Genomic DNA, 22,688 nt, shown 5'->3' with positions numbered 1-22,688 from the left:
AGGATTTCTTTTATTTTCAGTAAAATAACTAAATTTTAACTGATTAAGATACTCAAGTGATTATTTCGGCTAAATCTAGCATAGCTTTTTCAATCTTATCTTTTCCTTTTTGCATAACATTAAGGTAGATTTTTTCAATAACTTTCCGAAAAATATCTGTTTTTTCGGAAAGATGGCTAATAATCTTTATGAATTATAAAAAGCGAAATTTATAACCAAAAAATTTTTTAGAGCTATTCTATCTACTTCTAGTCCACAAACATATAAAAAGAGGCATTTAAGCCTCTTTTTCTCTCCTTCAAACACTCTGTCACTGTCCATTTACTGTCCAATATAATGTAATATTATTGAATATCGTTAATTTTTTTGAACTCTAAAGCCTTTAAAATCAAGATTTCTAATGATATCAAGACCTAAAGAATCTTAAATTAAGTTTTGCATATTCATCATAAGATTTTCTAGATTCCTTTCCTACCAAGGGTTTAACCCTTGTATTATTATTTTTGATGCCTTATTTTGCCTTATTCTTAAAAATTATCAAAGGCAGAGGCTACCTCTTTTTGTTGAGTTGGGAATAAATGTGAGTATACATTTATTGTTGTGTTAATAGAGCTGTGTCCAAGACGTTTCATAAGTGTGAAGAAAATATAGTCTTTCCCCTCTCCATTCCGAAGACCTTGTGATACAAGAAAGGCTGCATGAGAATGTCTAAAATCATGATTGCGAATTAGTTTCAAACCTTTAGGCATTCTCTTTTTGAGAATAACTCTGAAGTTCGAGACGTTTGGACTTGTTAGAATTTCTGGAGTAGCTTGATAAATTTGAAGACTTTTAGAATTATCAGTAAACGACTTGAGTAAATCAAATTGTCTTTCTTTCCATTTTTTCAACTCCTCATTAAAACTTTTATGAATGTATATTCTACGGTTTGACTGAGTTGTTTTTACTGTTCCAATATGAACTTGTCCATTTCGATAATAGGCAGAGTATTTAACATCGATATACATCTCATCAAGATTGATATTTTCCCAAGTTAAAGCTAAGGCTTCTCCAACGCGTAATCCTGTATACATTAACACACGATACAATAGTTGAAATGGATATTCATCTTCATTAAACAGAGAGTCAAACTTCTTGAATTGCTCAGGAGTATAATAATCCATTTCTTTTTGTTGCTGAGGTAATCGACGTAAACCATTGCAAGGATTGTCATGTCGAATTTGATGCTGGATTGCAACCTCAAACATCTTATGGACAAAAATCATCTGCTGGTTAACATGAGAATTACTTAACAAACCACCTTTGACACTACGTTGATTTTTAAGCCAGTTTCTATATTCTTTGATATCTGTGACTGAAACAGCACGCATATCTGCATTTTTAAAGTACCGAGACATATAAACACGATAATAAGATTCCTGGCTATCTATCGTACTACGTTTATTGCCACGAAGTGTATCTTCTTCCTGGACAAGTGAGTAAAGATAGTCAATGCTAATCTTTTGCTTATAGCCAATCTGATGTAGTTTCTTAATCCTAAAATCGGCTTCATACTGCTCAGCTTCTTTTCGAGATTTAAAGTCTGTTTTTCTGTGACGCTTTTGTTTACCTGTTACCGCATCATAGCCGTCACTAATATCAACCCCCCATTTTTTATTTTTTTGTCTAGTGACTACCATCTCGGATGTCCTCCTCAATAGCAGTATCATCATGTACGTTTTCAATTATACCATTTTTAGAAATTATCTGAAACCCTAGTATATTTTCTATTATTTGCACTGGAACTCGTCCAACACGTTTGTTCTTGTACCAATTAAACCCTTTTTCGACTAGAAGCAATTTAGCTTGTCTGATTAGTAGTTTAGATTGAGTTTCTGAGTAGCCTGTTAGGATCATAATGTCATTTTTATCGACAAGCTGGTATGTAGTTAATTTGAATTGTGTCATTGGTTTTTTTTTAGATTGCATATTATATTTCCTCAAATTAAAATTATGATATAATAGCAACAACAAAAGTAGTTGTGCTATTTTTGTTTAGTGTTTGGGTTATCGTTGTTCGTTTGGTCGCTTACATCGATAACCTTTTTTGTTCCAGTTCATATTTGCCATCACTGTTTCAAGTATTTTTTCTAATGCTTCATCTCGCTGAATAGCAGAAGACTTTTGAAAACTGTATGAATGTCTTACGCGAATCTTAATTCCGACAGATTCTATTGTACTTTCTTCCACTCTTTTCTCGTGAGGACAGACGTGAAAAATATCATTATGTATATGTACTAATAGGTCAATTCTTCGTATAAATTGTCCCAAATCTTCGTTGCAATTCCCCTTGGAAAAATAAAATAGTTCAGCTGGTAACTTCGTATTTGTTATTATAATCACTCTAGCAGAGCCCATCTTATTATGATAGCGAGCTGAAATTGGACTTATTGTGTGCGGATCCAACAATTTTAACCAATCAGATACAGTGAAGCTGTCCCCCCTGATATCATCTAGAAATAAAATTTCTTGACCGCTGTATTCGTCGAATGCATTCGTAGAAGCAGTCATACATGTTTCCCAATTTAATCCATTTTGCACTGCGGTTGCTTGAATAATCTCTATCAGGTCTTTGCTGAGTTTCGTTTTTCCTACACCGCTACTAGCTGTTATATAAATTACTGTCTTCTTAAATCTCCCTGCCTCTAGTTCAGCTATTGTTTGATAGCTTCTACGTTCTCCTACAGTTTCTAAAGCTTCGTTCACTTTACGTTTATGTTGACCGTAAATTGAGTAATATTCATCTGTGAGCATGATATTGCGTTTAGTCACTTCACCAGCTAAAATACGTTCAATCAACCAATCAACACTAAGATTTGTTTCCTTTGCTTTTTTTGTTGCTCGTCCTTTGACCCACGTTGCCATACAACGATGATAAATGCTTTTGTAATCCTCTCCTAAGACTGTTACAACCTCCTCTGGTTGATATTGAAACTTGGTTTCGTCTTTGGCATGGACTAGATAGGCAAGGCAATTATCATAGCCGTAGCGCCCCGATTTTAGCTTTTCTAGATATTGCGGTTCAACCCCAACAGCTATAGCTATTCTATTTAATGAAGCTCCTTTTTCAAACTTAAAGAGAAAATGGATATGTTCAGTTTTCTTTTCGATTACATTTTTCATCAACTCTTGATTCCAAACGTTTATCTCGTCTTTATCGTGTTTGATTCCGTAAGCTTCTTTAACAATAATATCAGCTTTATTTAGCTTATCAGTAACTGTTTCAAGTAGTGGACGGATATTATTTTCATCTCTAGCCTGCTTTAAAGCTGTTTTATCTTGCCAAGTTTTCCAGTGTTCATCTTCCAGTTGTTGAACCAGCATGATAGCAGTTAGGTTTGCTTCTTTTTTCCTCATAGTTATAGTTACCTCGTTTAATTTATTTATTCTTCTAACTATTCCCTTGATAAAACAAGGATTTGAATTTTATCAAGAATGCTCAAAGCCTTGTTCTATCTGTTTTTGATATGCACGGCACTTGACAAGCCCAGTGCCGTGCAGGCGTAGAAATAGTTAGATTTAAAAGTGTTTCATCTTTTTCAAAGATGACCGACCTTGTGACTCGTCGGCTTCGTCATGAATCCATTTGTTGTTCCAACAGACTTCGCTAGTTGGAATACAAATGGATTTCCCATTATCTAATCCTCAAACCAAGGCGTTTCATAAAAGTGGGGGACCTCCCACTTTTTACCAGAACCAAGGATACGAGCGACACCTTGCCCCTTTCCATAGCTACGCTTTGGCATGTCAGCAAAACCAGACATGAGATATTTACGCTCATCTGCACAATCAGCAGCACCACCTAGCATAATCACCGCATCCGAACAATTTACACGAGCAAGCGAAGGAAGGAATCCCTCTTTTGTCGCAAATTGAGATATAGCGATGATGTGGATACCTGTACTTGCTCCAGTAGCTGATAATCTGTTGATGGCATTTGTCCATCTAGCGGTCAACTTGAGGGTTTTGTCAACTTTATCAAGAGACTCAAGTGAAGCATTCAAATTACCTAATTCATCGAAGAACAGTCCTATATCTGGCATGTTCTCCATTTCAAGGTATTTTTCTTTCCTTGCATCATTGATTTTAGCTAGTCGCTTATCCATGACAGAGCACCAATATTCACAACGTTCAACGATTTTAACAGGGTCTGATTGTCCGCTAAATTCTTTTACATATTTGTCATACTTAGCAGAGTTATATTCGACAACCCAACCTTGTAAGCTCATTAATCGAGCCATGTAGCGACCTGCTAGAACTGATTTTCCTGCACGAGTACGAGCAATAATTGAAATATGTGGAGTAATATCAGCGTACCAAATTAAATCATTTGACAGACGGATAGCATGCTTATTGTTACTTGCGAATGGTTCTAACGTATTCATTTTGTCGGTGACGAGTAGCCGCTGTGAAGTAAGTGTATCCTCGAAGTAAAAGATGATATAGCTATCACCAGCTGTCAGTTCCGAATTGACCACAGCAAATCGCTGATATTTGCCAGATAAGATCCCAGAAATACGTTGTTCGAACTTTTCTCGGTCGGCACGTTCACAGTTAGCTATGTTTTCGATTGCGATGAAACCACTTGAAAGTTCTTCATCTATCCATACTTCTATTTCAGGCATTTCATTGCCAAAACGGGTTGTATTTGACAATTTGAGTACATCTGTTATTTGTTTATCATTAAATAATCGTCTTAAACGCTTTGCCAACTTTTTAGATTTATCAGACATACCAGGAATCTCAATTGATGAGACTTCTTCACGATGAAACCATGTGTATGCAAAAATAAGAATAGAGACGATATTTGTAATGATGCTGTAGAATAGTATGCTTCGTACATATGAAGATAAAACTGTTACTATTTGGCTTATGAAGAACGACAAGACAGTCAATCCAATTGTAGCCGTCAGGGCTATCAGAGAGAGTTGATAGCCCTGAAGTGTACAATTTGGTGTAGGCTTGATTCTTCGGTATTTATGCCTACGCATTGCGTGTGACCACTTCTACTGAGTCAGCAGCATACCAACCGATACCATTTGCAGTTGCACCGCCACGTACATTACTGAAGTTAAGGACTGTACCGAATTTAATTTCGACTTTATTTGGCACTTTAATGGTATATTCTAAGTCGTTAACTGTATCTACAATCGAGTACTTGTATTTTCCGTCTTTTTCCTCGATTGAACCAATTGAGACTACTCTTAAAGTCGGGATAACATCAGTTGTATATTCATTTCCAGTTTTTTCGCTAGTCATTACTTTTGGTTGTGTCTCATGCATGAGAACTTCCGCAAGAGTCCGATTCCAGTTAGTTTTTGCCATTGCTTTTACCTGCTTTCATTTTTCCAAGGTTTGAAAAGATACTTTCCAAACGAGTTCTAATTTGACGTTCCTTGTCAATGCGTTCAATTAATTCACTCTCAGACATTAAATCAATATCCGAGTCATACGCTATCGATAAGGTCAGGAACGACAAGCCATCTTGTCCATACCATAGCTCATTTAGCTCGGTTGGAACTGTTCTAAAGAACCAATCATTAGTGGCTCTTTGATACGCTGAGTTTCCAAAATGGATTAAACGATTTGCTCGTAAGTCTCGAAGCGTTTTTTGTAACTTAGTATTCATACAAGTTAACCTCGTTTATCTTTCTGTTCTAAGAAGAACTCGCTTAGCCGAGATGCCTTTAAGAAATCCGGATTTCTTATGCTTTAATTATACGGGAATCTTTTTGACAATTTCAGGATTTATTTGTAAAATATAAACTGAAATTTTCCGTTTTTTAGAAAGGTTAACGATAATGTTTACTAGTTTATTAGATTACTATTTAAAAAATGCTCAAGATCGAATTAATGAACGAATTGAAGATATCAATAAAGAACGTTCTGCTCTAAGGTCTTCTGGAAGCAGTCTTTACTCAGATTTAAAACCAATCAGGAATAGCCATTTATATGAACATAAACCAAGTGCAATTAAAATTATTCGAGAATCTGATCCCCACCAATTATACAAAAAGATGACAGTCAGAGTCGCTGAGTCATTGTTAGAAAATATAAAGTTGAAGCCAAATTTTAAATCATACTCCTCAAATAAAGATGAGGAATTGGAAATGAGAAAGAATAACTTTGAATTTATTAGTCTTCAAGAAATTTTTTGGGGAGTTGATGAAAGCTACACTGACAGCGACAAATTCAATTTTGTTTTAAATCTCTTTTTAGATCTATCCAAGCATCCAGTGTATTCTTCTATGACATACTCTATCTTGATTGATTATGTCCCATTAGCCAGGTATATAGCATTAGATAAAGCGATTGATGAAGATCGGGAATTTGGATCAATGTTCGCTCCTGATTATAAGAACGCGAATCTTGATGTATTTGCTGAAGCAGTCTATTTGTTTTGTATGAAAAATGAATCAGATGAAATGATGGACCGTTTTATTAAATTCTTAAATACGAAATACAAGTATGAATCAAAGGATAATAATGGGCATTTTCTTTGGAAGTCAGATAATATCCATTTTCAAAATTTCAATAAAGCATTTCAAGAGAAACTAAAAGATATACTTGAGCCCATATTAAATATGGAAATGTACCAGTCTCTTGGGAAGCGAGCATATGATATCATTCTTGATGACTTCAAAATTAATTCAAAATTAATGGAGATTGGTATGGTTAGAGGTCCTGAAGAGTATGGACGTCACTTGACGATGGCGGGAAAAAACGATGTTGATGCTATGTCTGCTTTGTTAAGTGCAAGCGAAATTTATATTGATAAGTTGATAGAAGCGCAACAGGATTATTTTGGAGATATCGAAGAAAAGTACTTTAATAGTATGTTCTCTTTATTGTCTACTACTTCGTATTTTTCAGAAGAAAGGCTTCATCAGTTGCTAACACAAAAGCAAATTAAAGAACTTGAAGAAGAGTTCGAGCCTGAATTTGAAGAAGAGTTCGAGCCTGAATTTGAAGAGGAGTTCGGTTCTGAAATTGAAACAAACAATATTGAATATTAAAACCAGAGGTTTCCCTCTGGTTGTATACAATTACATGTTATAATAGTATAGAATTAAGAAAAAGTAGGAGTCATTATAAATGGTAAAAACAAAAATTCAATCAGTTGAACCAATGGTTGGTGATTTGAGCAATGGATGATGTTGTTCTAACTCCATCCTACGTAGCTACTTTATTAGTAAAATTAGCTCGTGTTGATAAAGACTCTTATGTTTGGGACTTTGCAACTGGGTTTCGTGTCATAATAATGACACAGGCAAATAGTCAAGTAAATACAAGGGTTTTAGAGCTTCTACCAAAGTTTAAAATCAAAAAAATGAATCGATGGTGTTTTGTTTTGTAGAATTTTATGAAAATAAGTATTGTAAATAATTACATTATTATAAAGGATTGAATAGAGGAAAAGGAGTTATAGAGGTAAATAGATTATGAGGACACAAAATGTTGTAGTTGAAAAATGGAATCCAAAATGGAAAGAAGAATTTGAAAAAATAGTAGAATCACTTGGAAAAGAAATCATTCAGAATGTAATTAAGATTGAACACGTAGGTAGTACATCGGTTGAAGGGATGTCAGCAAAACCAATAATTGATTTGGATATTGTTATTGAAAATGATAAGTTTCTAATTTTAAAAAAATTGCTTGAAGATAAAGGGTATGTGCATGAAGGCGATTTAGGTATTAGAGATAGAGAGGCTTTTTCATATATTAATAAAAATGATTTAATGACACATCATTTATATGTATGTCCTAAAGACTCTGAAGAATTATTTAAACATATTACTTTTAGAAATTATTTAAGGCAACATTCTGACTTAGTGGATGAATATTCAAAAGTTAAAGAAAAAGCTGCTGTTTTATTTCCAGATAATATAGATAAATACATAGAATATAAATCAGGTGTTATTGAAAAAATTTATAATCAATGCGGTCTATTGTAAGTTTTCATTTATATCATTTGAGTAGTCACAGAGTTAATAAACAATAAAAAAGCAACATTAATATTGTTGCTTCTTTTTATGTACAATTCAGATACTGCATTGTCTATTTTTTGTCTTATTGTTATTAATTTATTTGTTATTAAATTGCTTCAATGAAACACAAAAAGCTTTAAACTTAGATAATGAACGATAACAAGACTTAAAAAACCATAGATTAAGTCTTGCATATTCATCATAGCAATAACATTCCTTCCAAATTGTGAAATTTACAGTTCATTATACCATTTTTTAGACGCTTGGAAAAGCCTAGGTGAGGGAACTCTGACATCATGCCTGCTGTTTCAGGCAATTTCATGAAGAGAGAAAAGAGTTTTGAAATCTGTGGGCCTCATCTTCCCTTAAAAGCCAGAATGTTCTTTCAAATACTCCTCTTCTTCCTTGGTCGAAGGCCGTCCTAAGATGGCATTCCGATGTGGATAACGCCCAAATTGTTGAAGAATGTCCATGTGCATCTTCTCATACTTCAAACGCTTTTCTAAGCCCGGTTGATCAAATAGGCGCAGAGCTTCTTCATGAATGGTTAAAGATTCCGAATGCATAAAGGGCATGTAGAAAAAGCCTCTTTGTACAACTGGTAATTCTTGAGCTTGTGTTAGGCCTTCTTGGGCCAAGACCAAGGCCAGGGAATCTGTCGCAAAAGCTTGGGCAGTCCCTCGAAAAATATTGCGAGGAATTTGGTCCAAGAGCAAAATCTCTGCTAAACGCCCTTCTGCCGTAGCCCGCCAGTGAAACAATTCCCCACGACTGGCCTTCCAATAAAGTTCCTCAAAGCGCTCCCGCATTTCTTGATCCAGTGCTTCTGATTTTTTGAACCAATCCTCTGGCTTCAACTCTTCGAACCAGAACCTTATCACTTCCTTCATTGCTTAACCTGCCATAATTTTTTCTTTTGTTTTTTCATCCAATGCATCATTCATCCGGCCGTACTTATATCCAGCCAAATCCAAGGCTACATAGGTAAATCCGATTTTTTTCATGTAGTCATTGATCTTGTCATGCAGTTGGATGGCTTTAAGCAGATGGTCTTCTTCCACTTCGATGCGCGCCAAGTCTCCATGCACACGCACACGGACTTGCTCAAAGCCAAGTCCTACAAGGAACTCTTCCCCTTCAAAAACCCGTTGTACATTTTCTGAAGTGATTTTCACTCCGTATGGGAAGCGTGAGGCAACGCTACAAGATGGCACCTTATTCCAATTGGAGACCCCTCTTTCCTTGGCCAATTGACGAATTTCTGTCTTATAGAGGCCGGCTTCTTGCAAGACACTGCGGACACCCGCTTCGTCCCGAGCCTTGATACCAGGGCGAAAATCGTCGATATCATCCATAATATTGCCGTCTACCAATTGCTTAAAGCCCAGTTCTGTAACTGAATCCTTAATAGTTTGGTACATCAATTGTTTGGTGTAATACCAAATATTGGGCGTATTGGCAGCAATCCGTGGATCACTCAATTCTCTCATTTCCAGTCCAAGCACAGGTGCTCCTAGCTGATCGGCCAAGTCGAGCGCTAGATCGAATTCTTCATTTGAAAACATCTCAGAGTTCACGACGGCCGCAATAACATTGTCAGGTCCCAAGGTATCCAAGGCCACCTTCAAGAGATAAGAGCTGTCAATCCCACCTGAATAGGTAACGGCTACCTTTCCGATTTTTCGTAAAATATCTTGTAATTTTTCTTCTTTTTCTTTTCTGATTTGTGCTTCTGTTGCCATCTTAGAATAGCTCCCTTCCGATAAATTCTTCAATCCGTTCATTATCCAAAATCACGATCTTTTGCTGTCGAATATCCAAAACACCTTCTCGTTTTAATTCATTGAGAATGCGATTGACACTGTTTCGCGTCGAAATCCCACAAAAACCGGCAATATCTTCATTGGTAATGTTGAAATCAATCAAGAAGCCGTCTTCTTGCTCCACACCAAACAAACTGCTTAGTTTTTGCAAATGAAAACAAACCGCCCCTTTTTTACCATTCATCATCATATACTGCTGAGACTCCATACTTTCAGACAGTTTATTACGATAATAGTCCCTCACATAGTCCTGCAGCTCTTTATGCTCTTTGACAAAATTCCAAAACTTGACCCGAGGAATACGATAAAAACTTGCTTCTTCTGTCTCCACTCGCACATTGAAAGGTGAGTCTGTATAGTTGGACACCTCATCACGAATCAAAGAGACAATGTCAATGGCTTTTAGATAGGAAAAGTTAAACTCACGCCCATCACGCATGATGACACTTGTCTTGACCACACCTTCTTTCAAGATGTAGATGTAATCCTCTTTGATCCCACGATAGGAGAGGTAACTATGGTATTTTTTCTTGACGATCGGCGTTCGCCTCTCTTCCAAAAATTTCACTAAAAATTCTGAATTCACGACGGTTTTTCCTCCCCATCTGCTCTTTCTTGAAATCACACTAATGATACACCTGTTCTTAAACAATATAGTTAACATTTGTTGACATCAATTGATGCACACCTCTTTTTAAAAAGAATTATACTATAAGTATCAGTATTAATAAAGGAGATCGCAAATAATGGTAGAAATTAAATTACCGTACGACAAAAAATCGATTGTTGCAAAGATTCCAGATGAAAACTTTGCAGGATTGTTAGAGTCTAAGGCGGAAAACTTCCATAACCCACTGTCTGAAGAAGAAACTGTTGAACGTTCAATGGACAACCCTATCGGCAGCCCTACTTTGGAAGAACTTGCTAAAGGCAAAAAAGACATCGTGTTGATCAGTTCTGACCACACTCGTCCCGTTCCTTCTCACATCATCACTCCAATCATTTTGCGTCGTATTCGCTCAGTTAACCCTGATGCACGCGTGCGTATCTTGGTTGCTACTGGTTTCCACCGTCCTTCAACTCGTGAAGAATTGATCAATAAATACGGCCAAGAAATCGTTGACAATGAAGAAATCGTTATGCACATTTCAACAAACGACGATGACATGGTTAAAATTGGACAACTCCCTTCAGGTGGTGACTGTATCATCAACAAAATCGCTGCTGAAGCTGACTTGTTGATAGCAGAAGGATTCATCGAATCTCACTTCTTCGCTGGATTCTCAGGTGGACGTAAATCAGTCCTTCCAGGTATCGCATCATACAAAACTATCATGGCGAACCACTCAGGTGACTTCATCAATTCTGATAAGGCACGTACTGGTAACCTTGACCACAACCCAATCCACGAAGATATGCTTTACGCTGCTCGTACTGCAAACTTGGCCTTCATCGTCAACGTTGTATTGGACGGCGAAAAACACATCATCGGATCTTTCGCTGGGGACATGGTTGAAGCCCACAAAGTTGGTTGTGACTTCGTTGCAGACTTGGCACATGTGTCTAAGATCGAAAGCGACATCACAATTTCAACAAACGGTGGTTTCCCACTTGACCAAAATATCTACCAAGCTGTTAAAGGGATGACTGCAGCCGAAGCTTCTAACAAAGAAGGCGGAACAATCATCATGGTGGCTGGATGTGCAGATGGTCACGGTGGAGAAGGTTTCTATCGCAACCTTGCTGACGTAGAAGATCCAAAAGAATTCTTGGAACAAGCCATCAATACACCTCGTTTAGAGACTGTCCCAGACCAATGGACTTCTCAAATCTTGGCACGTATTTTGGTACACCACCATGTTATCTTTGTATCTGACCTTGTAGATCCTGAATTGATCAAAGGTATGCATATGGAACTTGCAACTTCATTTGACGAAGCGCTTGAAAAAGCCTTTGCTCGTGAAGGAAAAGATGCTAAAGTAACAGTTATCCGCGACGGACTTTCTGTCGTTGTTGAATAGAATCTACCATGGATTTTCAACCCAATCTAGAACAAACACTCCGTTCTTTGCAAGCAGGTCATCTCTCCGTTGAGGATGCGCTGGAGCAAATCAACGGGGTTAAAGAACTAGGGTATGCAGCAATTGATACTGACCGGCAACGTCGCAACGGCTTCCCTGAAGTCGTATACGGCGAAGGAAAGACAGTTGAGCAAATTGAAGGAATCCTGCAATTTCTTTCACAAAAAGAATTGCCGATCCTCACAACAAGAGTCTCTCTCCAAAAGGGAGAGGCTCTTTCTCAGCGCTTTCCGACTGGCCACTATTATCCAGAAGCCCGCTGCTTCGTTCTCAACTCTAAAAAGGAAGAAGCCGATCCTGAACACTACATTGCGGTCGTCACAGCAGGGACAAGTGATGTTCCTGTTGCAGAAGAAGCTGCAGTCACTGCAGAAACCTTTGGCCATTCGGTTCGCCGAATCTATGATGTGGGAGTCGCCGGCATCCATCGCCTCTTCAATCGCTTAGAAGAGATCCAAAAAGCCAGTGTGATCATCGTGATTGCCGGTATGGAAGGAGCTCTTGTCAGTGTCGTAGGAGGCCTTGTGGATGTCCCCGTTATTGCCGTTCCGACCAGCATTGGATACGGAAGCAACCTTCAAGGGCTAACAACCTTGATGAGTATGTTGACCTCTTGCGCTTCTGGTGTAACGGTCGTCAACATTGATAACGGATTTGGTGCAGCTTATTCAGCATGTATGATCAATCGACTCAACCACAATCGAAAGGAAAACTGATGACCAGTCTATTTTTAGAACCTTTTTCTGGAATAAGTGGCGATATGCTCAATGGTCTTCTTGTGGACCTTGGGGCAGATGTCGAGCTTCTTCACACAGAACTCGAGAAACTGGGAGTGGATGGTTTCCACCTCCACGTTCATCGCGTCGCAAAGAGCGCAATTTGGGGAACTGATTTCGATGTTCACCTTCACCACGGGGAGAAAGATACGGGGATTGAAGGTGATTTTGATCACGATCATGAACATCATCACGATCATGAACACCATCACGATCACGAACATCATCACGATCACGAACATCATCACGATCACGAACATCATCACGATCATGAACATCATCACGATCACGATCACCATCACGATCACGAACACAATCATCACCATTCCCACGCGGATGCTCGCAGTTATGCGGATATCCACGATCTGATTGCCGCTTCACAGTTGAGTCCTTTTGTGAAACAAAAAAGTCTTGAAGTCTTTCTTGATATCGCAAAGGCCGAAGCAGCTGTGCATAACATGCCTGTCGAACAGATTCATTTCCATGAAATTGGTGCAATTGACTCCATCGTCGACATCGTTAGCTTTTTCATCCTAGTGGAATCGCTCGGTATCGATACGGTTTACTCTACTCCTCTCACTGAGGGAAGTGGGACCATTTCAGTTGCCCATGGAGAAATGCCTGTTCCGGTTCCCGCTGTGATGCAGTTGAGAAAAGGAACGACTATTCCGATTACTCAAGACTTCACAGTTAAAACGGAGTTGATTACTCCGACAGGGTTAGCCCTCCTTAAAGCATTATCCCCAATCTTTGAACCAATCCCCTCTCACCTTTCCATCGAAAGTGTGGGCTATGGGTTTGGTAAAAGAGAGACTGGAAAATTCAATGCTTTACGCGGTTCGCTATTGAAAGAAGACACCTCTCACAGCACCACTGTTGTTCATCGCACGGAAGATCAAATTATTGAGATCACCACTACGATCGATGATCAAACACCAGAGCAACTTGGTTATATTATCCACCGTTTCCTGGACGCTGGAGCTTTAGATGTCTACTATCGTAGCGTCGTTATGAAAAAGAATCGCCCTGGCTTTGAATTGATTCTCTTGATTCAAGGAAGTCAGTTGGAAGATTTTTCAGCCCTCTTGTTCAAAGAAACCAGTACCATTGGTTTTCGATACCAACAAGTCGACCGAAAGGTCATGCAACGTCGATTTGAACAAATCGATACGGAATTTGGACCCGTTACGGTAAAAATTAACCAGTACGGATCTACCACTAAAAAAACACTTGAATACGAAGACTGTCAGCGTATTGCTACGGAGATGCAGTTGCCGATTCAAGAAGTTTATCACCAATTACAAAAATACATTTATTAATTTAGGAGACATTAATTAACATGACACATCAATTACTTGCAGAAGTTATGAGTACAGCTTTGATGATTATCTTCGGGGTTGGCGTACACTGTGACGACGTTTTGAAGAAAACAAAATATGCTGGAACTGGACACTTATTCGCGATCACAACATGGGCATTCGGTATCACTGTCTGCTTGTTCGTCTTTGGTGGCGTTTCAATGAACCCTGCTATGGCTTTGTTGAAAGTCCTTCTTGGTAAATTGACAATCGCTCAATTCTTCCCAATCGCAATCGCTGAATTCATCGGTGCCTTCCTTGGGGCAGTCATTGCTTACTTTATGTATGCTGACCACTTCAAGATTTCTGAAGGTCAAATTGATGGTGTTGCTATCCGTAACATCTTCTCTACAAACCCTAACTGCCGTAACCTTCCACGTAACTACTTCGTCGAAGCGTTCGCAACATTTATCTTCTTGACATCTATCATGGCTGCTGAACATGCCAACGAAGCAATGCTTCCATTCACTGTTGGTTTGATCGTTTGGGCTATCGGTATGGGTCTTGGTGGTACTACAGGTTTCGCGATGAACCAAGCACGTGACCTTGGACCTCGTTTTGCTTATCAAATCTTGCCAATCAAAGATAAAGTAAACAACGACTGGCAATATGGTCTTCTTGTACCAGGTACTGCTCCATTTGTTGGTGCTGTCCTTGCCTTCTTCTTCATCCGTTACTTCCTTGGAATCATGTAATGAGTTGATTGAAAAATCATTCAAAAGCAAGTATCGAAAGGTGCTTGCTTTTTTGATCCCTTCATTTTCCGAAGCCAGCCATAAAATGATATAATGGACAAAGCAAATCATGAAAAAAAGAGAAAGAAGATTGATATGACTCACTTTCACACCATTGTCATCGGTGGTGGCCCGGCAGGTATGATGGCAACCATTGCCAGCGCCTCTTATGGCCAACCTACGCTACTGATCGAAAAAAATAAAAGGCTGGGTAAGAAACTTGCTGGTACTGGAGGAGGTCGCTGTAACGTCACGAATAACGGGACCTTAGACGATTTGATGGCCGGTATCCCTGGAAATGGCCGTTTCCTTTACAGTGTGTTTTCCCAATTTGATAATCATGATATCATCCAATTTTTCACCGATAATGGCGTCAAGCTAAAAGTCGAAGATCATGGCCGGGTATTTCCTGCTAGTGATCAATCTCGCACCATTATTCAAGCCTTAGAAAATAAGATCCTTGAGCTAGGTGCTAGCATTGCCACCAACTGCGAAGTGGTCTCCGTCACCAAGCCAGAAGACGTCTTTATCGTCAAGTCTGCTGAAAAAACATGGACAGCTGACAAGCTGATTGTCACAACTGGGGGCAAATCCTATCCTTCTACCGGCTCTACTGGCTACGGACACGAAATTGCCCGCCACTTCAAACATACCATCACCGATCTCGAAGCGGCAGAAAGCCCTCTTTTGACAGATTTTCCACACAAGGTCCTCCAAGGGATCTCTCTGACAGATGTGACCCTCAGCTACGGTAAACACATCATCACACACGACCTGCTCTTTACCCATTTTGGACTCTCTGGTCCTGCAGCCCTTCGGATGTCTAGCTTTGTTAAAGGTGGGGAAATCTTATCTCTGGACCTCCTTCCGAATACCTCTTCTCAAGAGTTAAAAGACTTTCTAAAAGAGCATCGAGAAAAGGCGATTAAAAATAGCCTCAAAGCCCTTCTTCCTGAACGATTAGCTGATTTCTTGGCGCAAGGATTCCCTGAAAAAGCCAAGCAACTCACTCCTCCTCAGACAGAAGAGCTCATTCAAAACATCAAAGAGATGCCTATTCCTGTTACTGGGAAGATGTCTCTAGCTAAGTCCTTTGTCACCAAGGGCGGCGTCAGCCTCAAAGAAATCAATCCTAAAACCCTAGAAAGTAAGCTAGTTCCTGGGCTCCACTTTGCAGGAGAAGTCCTCGATATCAATGCCCATACAGGCGGTTTTAATATCACATCCGCCCTCTGTACCGGTTGGGTAGCAGGAAGCCCTCATTACTAAAAAACGAACTCGATTTGTTCGAGCTCGTCTTAGAATGAATCAAGAAAATGCCGAAACTTTCCGCTGTGAGAAAAGTGCCTGAAACTTTTTGTTTCAGGCACTCGGAATTATTGAGACCTTAGGCTCAATAATTAGTCATGGAACTTCTACGAAGTTCGCTGACGTCCGTACTCACTTAAGGAAAGTTTTTAAGATGACTTTGTCTTCAATCTGAAACGAACTCGATTTTCCATCGAGTTCGTCTTTTTATTGTTCTTTGGTTAATGAAAAACGGAAATCATTGTATTTGGTGTAGTCAAATTCTGTATTGACAGGCGCTGTGAAAACAATCGGGGTATAGTGTCCTTCTTCTAAGACAAAACCTGGCTCCAGTCGGAAGTTGGCTACACCTAGCCCTGTGATCCCAGGAAGCAAGGCATCAGCTCCATCCAATCCTTCTGACTCCCAATAGTAGATATTGCCTGTTGCTTTTACTGCTCTTGCTGTATAGGTAGCTGTCCGAGTTGGTTCGCTATCATTTTTGAAGCTAACCACTGTTGTCACATCTCCATTGGCATCCACTGTCATTTTAATCGAATCCGCTTGTGGGCTAGATCCTACCCAAGTTCCCACCAATTCTGCAGGGACAGTAGCTTGCGTCGTAGTAGACGCATTCTCGGTCTTACCAGAGTCTTTTGAAGCTGTCGCGCTACTTGCTTGAGTCGAAGAGCTAGCTGTATCGTTTGCCTGAGAGGAAGATGCTGCACTCTTTTTGCTATTACTTTTGGCTTTTTTCTCTACCTTGCTGGTAGATGCTTTTGCGGATGAGGTAGCTGTCTTTTTATCCTTTGCACCACAACCACCGAGAGCTAGACCAAGTGAAGCAGCCACCAGAACAGCGGCACTCCAACGGAAGATTGATTTTTTCATACGATTACCTCTTTATCTTTCTGACTCCCATTATACCTCAATTATTACAAAAATCAAGTATTTTTGTAATAATTGTAATTTTTCTGTAACATATTTTTCCATTTAAAATGCCAATCGTAATAGGGCGATCAAGACAATCCCAAACAAAACGGTTCCCATAAGGTTTTTGTAACGAAAGGCTACAAAGAGACTGGGAATGGTCACTACTAGGTCCAACCAGTGGAGCTGCGGGGGGCTTCCAATTTTTCCATCTACTAAGCTTGATAAAACCAAGGCAAAGATAATGGAAATGGGCAGGTATTTGAGAAAGCGGGTCACAGGAGCCGGCAGTCCCTTGTATTTGACTAAGAGGAAGGGCAAGATCCGAGGAATCCAGGTAACGAGGGCTGAGGCCAGAATGGCCATGAAGATATAACTATTCACACGCATCACAGACCACCCCCACAAAACAGCCGATCAAGGTCGCAGCTAGCACAGCTAGCGGTTGCGAAACAAAAAAGAGTAAGAGAAAGAAACTCACTGCTACTGCTAACAGCACCATGAGCATGGTCTTGGTCTTTTCTGTCAGTTGCATTCCTTGAAACTGGGCTGCAAAAATCCCAATAAACATAGCCACCAAAGCAAAATCAAGCCCAAAAGCCTTTGGATCAGGTAGGAGAGATCCTAGAGCTGTTCCGATAACCGTCGCACTGATCCAGGCCACATAGCCTACTAGATTGTTCCCATGCATCCAAGGAACTGTAATGGTGTCCGTCTTTAACTTCTCACTCAAGTAGACCCCATAACTCTCATCAGTCAGGAGACTGCCAATCCCAATGGTATGAGCAAGACTAGCATCCTTAAAGTCAGACGACGTATGTAGGCTCATCAACATATTACGGAGATTGATCAAACACACCGTCAAGGCCATATTCAATATCGAAGAATGAGCCGCAATCAGAGAGATCATCGCAAACTGAGCCGCCCCAGCATAGACCAAGACACTCATCAAGGCCATCTCCAAAGGAGAAAGATAGGGAGACGCCACCACACCGCAAGCTAGGCCAATACTGATATAGCCCAAAGCCGTCGGTAGCGCGTCCCTCACCCCCTGCCAAAAATCTTTTTCCACTCTCTTACTCCTTTCCAAATCATTGACCTCTATTATAACACAAGAAAAAAGGTTGAAAAAGGACCAATGAAAGAGAAAGCTTTATAATCCCTTCGCAAATCCGCTACTAGTTGGTGAGATCCCAGCAAAAAAGCCATTGGACCTTGCACATCCAATTGGCTCCTTTTTCTTATTCGATTCCTTCAAAGGCCAGGCTTGGCTTAGCATTGAGATCTAAGCTAGCAAAATTTCCCTTATTCCACTCGCTGACACTGGCATAGGCGATCATCCCTGCATTGTCTCCGCAGAGGCGCAGTGGCGGAATGATGACCTTGACATCTGTGATGTCAGAAGCCAAGCGTTCACGAAGGCCTTGGTTAGCTGCGACGCCACCAGCGACGACTAGAGTCTTGACTGGATATTTCTTCAAAGCTTTCTTGGTCTTGGCCATGAGAATGTCTAGTACAGCTGCCTGAAAACTCGCTGACAAGTCTGCATTGGAGAGGCTTTCTCCTTTTTGCTGCGCATTATGGTGCAGATTGATAAAGGCCGATTTGAGCCCTGAAAAAGAGAATTCCAGATTGTCTTCCTTGATCATGGCCCGTGGGAAATCGTAGATATCAGATCCTTGGTGGGCCAGCTGATCAATCTCACGTCCTGCTGGATAGGTCAAGCCCATGACGCGCCCGACCTTGTCATAAGCTTCTCCGACAGCATCATCCCGGGTCTCTCCGACGATCTTATAATCACCCGCTTCACTGACGTAGACTAGCTCGGTATGTCCTCCACTCACCAGCAAGGCCAAAAGTGGAAACTCTAAGGGCTCCACGCTTTGAGCGGCCATCAAGTGCCCTGCCATATGATTGACAGGAATCAAAGGGAGTCCATGCGCCCAAGCAAAGGCCTTGGCTGCAGCTAAGCCGACCAAGAGAGCCCCAACCAGGCCTGGACCGTAGGTGACAGCCACAGCTGTGACATCGGCTTCAGTGATGCCAGCTTCTTCCAGGGCTTCTTCAATACAAGCGGTGATGACTTCCACATGGTGACGAGAGGCTACCTCCGGCACCACCCCTCCAAAACGCTTGTGACTTTCGATTTGACTGGCAATGACATTGGACAAGAGTTGGTCGTCATTTTTCAAGACAGCCACACTGGTCTCATCACAAGATGTCTCAAAAGCCAAAATATATCTATCTTTCATTTGGGTTCCTCTTCATGATCACAGCATCCTCTATGGGATCGTGATAGTAGTTCTTCCTCCGTGCAATTTCTTCAAAATGCATTTTTTTGTATAAGCCTTGGGCCGGTTGATTGGACACGCGCACTTCTAAGAAAATCTCTTTTTGGTCCGGCAACTGCGCGAGTAACTGCTGAGCTAGGCCTTGGCCTTGAAAGGCGCGCTTGACCGCAATCTGTAAGACTTCTGCCTCATAGAGAGTTTCTTGAATGGCGACAAACCCAAGGACTTGCCCCTCATCCACAGCTAGGAAATAGAAGATCGATTCCTGCTCTAAATCAGCTTCAATCTGCTCCAACTTCCAGGGACTAGCTTCATAGACATCTTCCAGCACAGCGAGAATAGCAGCCGCATCCTGGACGCTCCCTTTCCTGATTGTTCCTTTCATCATAGGCGCTTGATGTAAGAGGTCGTTGTTTCCGTGTGGTCTTTGAGCCAATTTTCCTCTGCTTCGACCCGTTTCAGATAATTAGGAACAAAATCATGGAGGCTAACAGGCGTTTTTTTGAGACCGAGACGTCCGATTTTCACTGCATCTGGCAAGGTTTCATAGTAAGTAGCACTTGGCAGGCTAGAGGCAATCTGCTCCTTAAAGGCAGTGACTTCTCCGACAAAGGTGACCTGCTCACTCGTCGCTGCATGCTCTAGGACTTCCTCAAATGGAAAATGTCCTTCTGGTGCGATCAGCTGATCATCTTGGTAAAAACCTGCATAAACGTTGTTCCGACGGGCATCCATGACAGGAACTACCAAACCTTCTAGATCATCTGGCACTAGGGCTAATAGGCTCGAAACCCCGACCAATTCAATCCCTAAGGTATGAGCCAAGGTCTTTGCGGTTGCGACTGCAATGCGCAGCCCAGTGTAGCTCCCAGGACCTTCTGCCACCACGACGCGGTCCAAGTCCTTGGGTGTCAAGTCGACTTGTTGCATCAAAAAATCGATGACCGGCATCAAGGTGATACTATGATTTTTTTTAATAGTTAATGTTGTTTCTGCAAGTAGAGCCTCATCTTCTAAAATCGCTACAGAAAGAGCCTTACTCGAGGTATCAAATGCTAATAATTTCATTTCCTACTCCTCTTGAACTGGATTATATTATACTACAAATTCCCTTCAAATCCCAGCGAAACTCTCCTCTAGAGCGCAGGATTTTCCTATCCAAAACCGCTCAAAAGCTTCTCTATTATAGGTCTTTGCCTCTCTGACTTTTCCAGTCTATCTTTTACTTACAGGCGAATTTATGATATAATGATAATTAATTGTATCGAATCAGGTCCACTAGTTGCGAGTAGGAAACTCTAGTGATTGCACTCCTTCGCAGCTAACAAATAGACCGAAATAATGAAAGGAAAATTACTTCATGATTTACAAAGTTTTTTATCAGGAAACAAAAGACCGCAACCCTCGTCGTGAAACCACGCATGCACTTTATCTCGATATTGATGCACCAAATGAACGCGAAGGACGCATCCAAGCTCGTCAATTGGTTGAAGCAAACACAGATTTCAACATTGAATTTATCACACCACTTTCTGAGCAACACCTTGCTTACGAGAAAGAGTCAGGTGCTTTTGAACTAACGGAGTACTAATCCATGGCTTATACCTTAAAACCTGAAGAAGTTGGTGTATTTGCCATTGGTGGACTTGGAGAGATCGGGAAAAATACCTACGGGATCGAATACCAAGATGAAATCATCATTGTCGATGCCGGGATCAAATTTCCAGAAGATGACCTCCTTGGGATCGACTATGTAATCCCAGATTACTCTTATATCGTTGATAATATCGATCGCGTCAAAGCGGTCCTCATTACCCATGGACACGAAGACCACATCGGTGGGATTCCTTTCCTTTTGAAGCAAGCCAATGTCCCTATCTACGCAGGACCTTTGGCACTCGCCTTGATCCGTGGAAAATTAGAAGAGCACGGTCTTCTTCGTGATGCCAAACTCTACGAAATCAACCAAAACACTGAGCTTCAATTTAAAAATCTTAAAGCAACCTTCTTCCGTACGACTCACTCGATTCCAGAACCTTTGGGAATTGTGATTCACACCCCTCAAGGAAAGATTGTCTGTACCGGAGACTTCAAATTTGACTTCACACCTGTTGGGGAACCGGCTGACCTCCATCGTATGGCGGCCCTTGGGGAAGAAGGCGTTCTCTGTCTGCTTTCAGACTCAACCAACGCGGAAATCCCAACCTTTACTAACTCTGAAAAAGTGGTTGGCCAATCCATCATGAAGATCATCGAAGGCATCCATGGGCGCATCATTTTTGCCTCCTTTGCTTCGAATATCTTCCGTCTCCAACAAGCAGCTGAGGCAGCTGTCAAGACCGGTCGCAAGATCGTTGTCTTTGGACGCTCGATGGAAAAAGCCATCGTCAATGGAATTGAGCTTGGCTATATCAAGGTCCCTGCTGGAACCATTATCGAGCCAAATGAGATCAAAGACTATGCGGCCAATGAAATCCTGATCATGTGTACAGGAAGCCAAGGAGAGCCAATGGCAGCCCTCTCTCGGATTGCCAACGGAACGCACCGCCAAGTGCAACTCCAACCAGGAGATACCGTGATCTTCTCTTCTAGTCCGATTCCTGGAAATACAACCAGTGTGAATAAATTGATCAATACGATTTCTGAAGCGGGTGTCGATGTCATCCACGGGAAGATCAACAACATCCATACTTCTGGACACGGGGGGCAACAAGAACAAAAACTTATGCTCCGCTTGATCAAACCAAAATACTTCATGCCTGTCCATGGTGAATACCGGATGCAGAAGATCCACGCAGGACTTGCGCGTGATTGCGGAGTAGAAAAAGACAATATCTTCATCATGAGTAATGGTGATGTCCTCGCTCTTACAGCCAACTCTGCTCGGATCGCAGGAAGTTTTAACGCCCAAGATATCTATGTCGATGGAAACCGCATCGGTGAAATCGGTGCTGCCGTCCTTCGTGACCGGAGAGACCTTTCTGAAGATGGTGTCGTGCTTGCTGTTGCGACTGTTGACTTCAAATCGAAGATGATCCTGGCTGGGCCAGACATCTTGAGCCGTGGTTTTATCTACATGCGTGAATCAGGAGATCTGATTCGTGAAAGCCAACGCATTCTCTTCAATGCTATTCGTATCGCCTTGAAGAACAAAGATGCCAATATCCAAACCGTCAATGGTGCGATTGTTAATGCCCTTCGTCCATTCTTATACGAGAGCACGGAACGTGAACCTATCATTATCCCTATGATTCTCACACCAGATGACGAAAATTAAAAAACAACCAGTTGAAACCACTGTTTCAACTGGTTTTATGATGACCTTTTGAGGATCAAAAAGAGAGTGGGACAGAAATCGGTAATTCGTTAGAATTCGATTTC

At 40.9% G+C, this 22,688-nt stretch carries 24 protein-coding genes and 1 pseudogene; 10 read left to right on the top strand and 15 right to left on the bottom strand.

The window, feature by feature from the left end; genetic code table 11:
• Positions 1-527 precede the first annotated feature (527 nt).
• The 6 genes from ADG03_RS05045 to ADG03_RS05020 all read right to left on the bottom strand — a co-directional run bounded on the left by ADG03_RS05045 (position 528) and on the right by ADG03_RS05020 (position 5,668).
• Complete coding sequence (locus ADG03_RS05045; protein WP_049471966.1) at positions 528-1,679, bottom strand: site-specific integrase; 1,152 nt, start codon at positions 1,677-1,679, stop codon at positions 528-530.
• Positions 1,666-1,968, bottom strand: a complete 303-nt coding sequence (locus ADG03_RS05040; protein WP_239667172.1) for a DUF3173 family protein — start codon at positions 1,966-1,968, stop codon at positions 1,666-1,668. The genes ADG03_RS05045 and ADG03_RS05040 overlap by 14 nt, the downstream gene beginning before the upstream one ends.
• A 78-nt stretch (positions 1,969-2,046) precedes the next feature.
• Positions 2,047-3,396, bottom strand: coding sequence for a Rep family protein (locus ADG03_RS05035; RefSeq protein ID WP_239667171.1), 1,350 nt, complete (start codon positions 3,394-3,396; stop codon positions 2,047-2,049).
• Positions 3,397-3,677: 281 nt separating this feature from the next.
• Positions 3,678-5,030, bottom strand: coding sequence for a hypothetical protein (locus ADG03_RS05030; protein ID WP_053090706.1), 1,353 nt, complete (start codon positions 5,028-5,030; stop codon positions 3,678-3,680).
• On the bottom strand, positions 5,023-5,364 hold the full coding sequence (locus tag ADG03_RS05025; RefSeq protein ID WP_049471964.1) for a hypothetical protein: 342 nt from the start codon (positions 5,362-5,364) through the stop codon (positions 5,023-5,025). The genes ADG03_RS05030 and ADG03_RS05025 overlap by 8 nt, the downstream gene beginning before the upstream one ends.
• The gene (locus ADG03_RS05020; RefSeq protein ID WP_049471963.1) at positions 5,351-5,668 is read right to left on the bottom strand and encodes a hypothetical protein; all 318 of its coding nucleotides are present in this window, start codon (positions 5,666-5,668) and stop codon (positions 5,351-5,353) included. Before ADG03_RS05020 ends, ADG03_RS05025 begins: the two co-directional genes overlap by 14 nt.
• A 172-nt stretch (positions 5,669-5,840) precedes the next feature.
• Here ADG03_RS05020 and ADG03_RS05015 point away from each other — a divergent pair, with 172 nt between their 5' ends.
• From ADG03_RS05015 to ADG03_RS05005, 3 genes and pseudogenes are all read left to right on the top strand, one after another.
• Positions 5,841-7,055 carry a hypothetical protein gene (locus ADG03_RS05015; protein ID WP_049471962.1) on the top strand — a complete coding sequence of 405 codons (1,215 nt, stop codon included), beginning with the start codon at positions 5,841-5,843 and terminating at the stop codon, positions 7,053-7,055.
• Between the two features lie 134 nt (positions 7,056-7,189).
• Positions 7,190-7,396: pseudogene (locus ADG03_RS11835) on the top strand (type I restriction endonuclease); the annotation flags it as partial.
• 85 nt (positions 7,397-7,481) lie between these two features.
• Positions 7,482-7,994: a GrpB family protein gene (locus ADG03_RS05005; RefSeq protein ID WP_049471960.1), complete on the top strand. Its 513-nt coding sequence runs from the start codon at positions 7,482-7,484 to the stop codon at positions 7,992-7,994.
• Between the two features lie 398 nt (positions 7,995-8,392).
• Here ADG03_RS05005 and ADG03_RS05000 read toward each other — a convergent pair whose 3' ends face one another.
• The 3 genes from ADG03_RS05000 to ADG03_RS04990 are packed head-to-tail and all read right to left on the bottom strand — an operon-like array spanning position 8,393 to position 10,436.
• A complete protein-coding gene (locus ADG03_RS05000; protein ID WP_049471959.1) occupies positions 8,393-8,917 on the bottom strand; it encodes a DUF924 family protein in 525 nt (174 codons plus the stop codon).
• A 3-nt stretch (positions 8,918-8,920) separates the two neighbouring features.
• Positions 8,921-9,769, bottom strand: coding sequence for an ATP-dependent sacrificial sulfur transferase LarE (larE, locus tag ADG03_RS04995; RefSeq protein WP_023919180.1), 849 nt, complete (start codon positions 9,767-9,769; stop codon positions 8,921-8,923).
• 1 nt (position 9,770) lies between these two features.
• A complete protein-coding gene (locus ADG03_RS04990) occupies positions 9,771-10,436 on the bottom strand; it encodes a Crp/Fnr family transcriptional regulator (RefSeq protein ID WP_021153951.1) in 666 nt (221 codons plus the stop codon).
• A gap of 160 nt (positions 10,437-10,596) precedes the next feature.
• Here ADG03_RS04990 and larA point away from each other — a divergent pair, with 160 nt between their 5' ends.
• From larA to aao, 5 genes are all read left to right on the top strand, one after another.
• Complete coding sequence (gene larA / locus ADG03_RS04985) at positions 10,597-11,871, top strand: nickel-dependent lactate racemase (protein WP_049471958.1); 1,275 nt, start codon at positions 10,597-10,599, stop codon at positions 11,869-11,871.
• 8 nt (positions 11,872-11,879) lie between these two features.
• The gene (gene larB / locus ADG03_RS04980) at positions 11,880-12,647 is read left to right on the top strand and encodes a nickel pincer cofactor biosynthesis protein LarB (protein ID WP_023919185.1); all 768 of its coding nucleotides are present in this window, start codon (positions 11,880-11,882) and stop codon (positions 12,645-12,647) included.
• Positions 12,647-14,026 carry a nickel pincer cofactor biosynthesis protein LarC gene (gene larC, locus ADG03_RS04975; RefSeq protein ID WP_049471957.1) on the top strand — a complete coding sequence of 460 codons (1,380 nt, stop codon included), beginning with the start codon at positions 12,647-12,649 and terminating at the stop codon, positions 14,024-14,026. The genes larB and larC overlap by 1 nt, the downstream gene beginning before the upstream one ends.
• Before the next feature lie 20 nt (positions 14,027-14,046).
• Positions 14,047-14,760: a D/L-lactic acid transporter LarD gene (gene larD, locus ADG03_RS04970; RefSeq protein ID WP_021153955.1), complete on the top strand. Its 714-nt coding sequence runs from the start codon at positions 14,047-14,049 to the stop codon at positions 14,758-14,760.
• Between the two features lie 135 nt (positions 14,761-14,895).
• On the top strand, positions 14,896-16,068 hold the full coding sequence (aao, locus tag ADG03_RS04965) for an aminoacetone oxidase (protein WP_049471972.1): 1,173 nt from the start codon (positions 14,896-14,898) through the stop codon (positions 16,066-16,068).
• A gap of 246 nt (positions 16,069-16,314) precedes the next feature.
• Here aao and ADG03_RS04960 read toward each other — a convergent pair whose 3' ends face one another.
• The 6 genes from ADG03_RS04960 to tsaB form a co-directional block, all read right to left on the bottom strand.
• The gene (locus tag ADG03_RS04960; RefSeq protein WP_049471956.1) at positions 16,315-16,977 is read right to left on the bottom strand and encodes a hypothetical protein; all 663 of its coding nucleotides are present in this window, start codon (positions 16,975-16,977) and stop codon (positions 16,315-16,317) included.
• Positions 16,978-17,079: 102 nt separating this feature from the next.
• On the bottom strand, positions 17,080-17,406 hold the full coding sequence (locus tag ADG03_RS04955; protein WP_173020173.1) for an AzlD domain-containing protein: 327 nt from the start codon (positions 17,404-17,406) through the stop codon (positions 17,080-17,082).
• Entirely contained in the window at positions 17,393-18,088 is a 696-nt protein-coding gene (locus ADG03_RS04950) for an AzlC family ABC transporter permease (protein WP_049471955.1), read from the bottom strand. Before ADG03_RS04950 ends, ADG03_RS04955 begins: the two co-directional genes overlap by 14 nt.
• Positions 18,089-18,257: 169 nt before the next feature.
• A complete protein-coding gene (gene tsaD / locus ADG03_RS04945; protein WP_049471954.1) occupies positions 18,258-19,268 on the bottom strand; it encodes a tRNA (adenosine(37)-N6)-threonylcarbamoyltransferase complex transferase subunit TsaD in 1,011 nt (336 codons plus the stop codon).
• Positions 19,258-19,695, bottom strand: a complete 438-nt coding sequence (rimI, locus tag ADG03_RS04940; protein ID WP_049471953.1) for a ribosomal protein S18-alanine N-acetyltransferase — start codon at positions 19,693-19,695, stop codon at positions 19,258-19,260. The genes tsaD and rimI overlap by 11 nt, the downstream gene beginning before the upstream one ends.
• Positions 19,692-20,375 carry a tRNA (adenosine(37)-N6)-threonylcarbamoyltransferase complex dimerization subunit type 1 TsaB gene (tsaB, locus tag ADG03_RS04935; RefSeq protein ID WP_049471952.1) on the bottom strand — a complete coding sequence of 228 codons (684 nt, stop codon included), beginning with the start codon at positions 20,373-20,375 and terminating at the stop codon, positions 19,692-19,694. Before tsaB ends, rimI begins: the two co-directional genes overlap by 4 nt.
• A gap of 292 nt (positions 20,376-20,667) precedes the next feature.
• Between tsaB and ADG03_RS04930 the strand changes: the two genes are divergently transcribed.
• Positions 20,668-20,898 (top strand): DNA-directed RNA polymerase subunit epsilon, encoded by a 231-nt coding sequence (locus tag ADG03_RS04930; RefSeq protein ID WP_003008866.1) that lies wholly within the window; start codon positions 20,668-20,670, stop codon positions 20,896-20,898.
• Positions 20,899-20,901: 3 nt separating this feature from the next.
• A complete protein-coding gene (gene rnjA, locus ADG03_RS04925; protein ID WP_003015245.1) occupies positions 20,902-22,584 on the top strand; it encodes a ribonuclease J1 in 1,683 nt (560 codons plus the stop codon).
• Positions 22,585-22,688: the final 104 nt, after the last annotated feature.

Origin of the sequence: Streptococcus parasanguinis (assembly GCF_001069785.1) — a bacterium.
Lineage (GTDB): Bacteria > Bacillota > Bacilli > Lactobacillales > Streptococcaceae > Streptococcus > Streptococcus parasanguinis_T.
The sequence above is the reverse complement of the archived record's forward strand: the minus strand, read 5'-3'. Positions and strand labels throughout refer to the sequence as shown.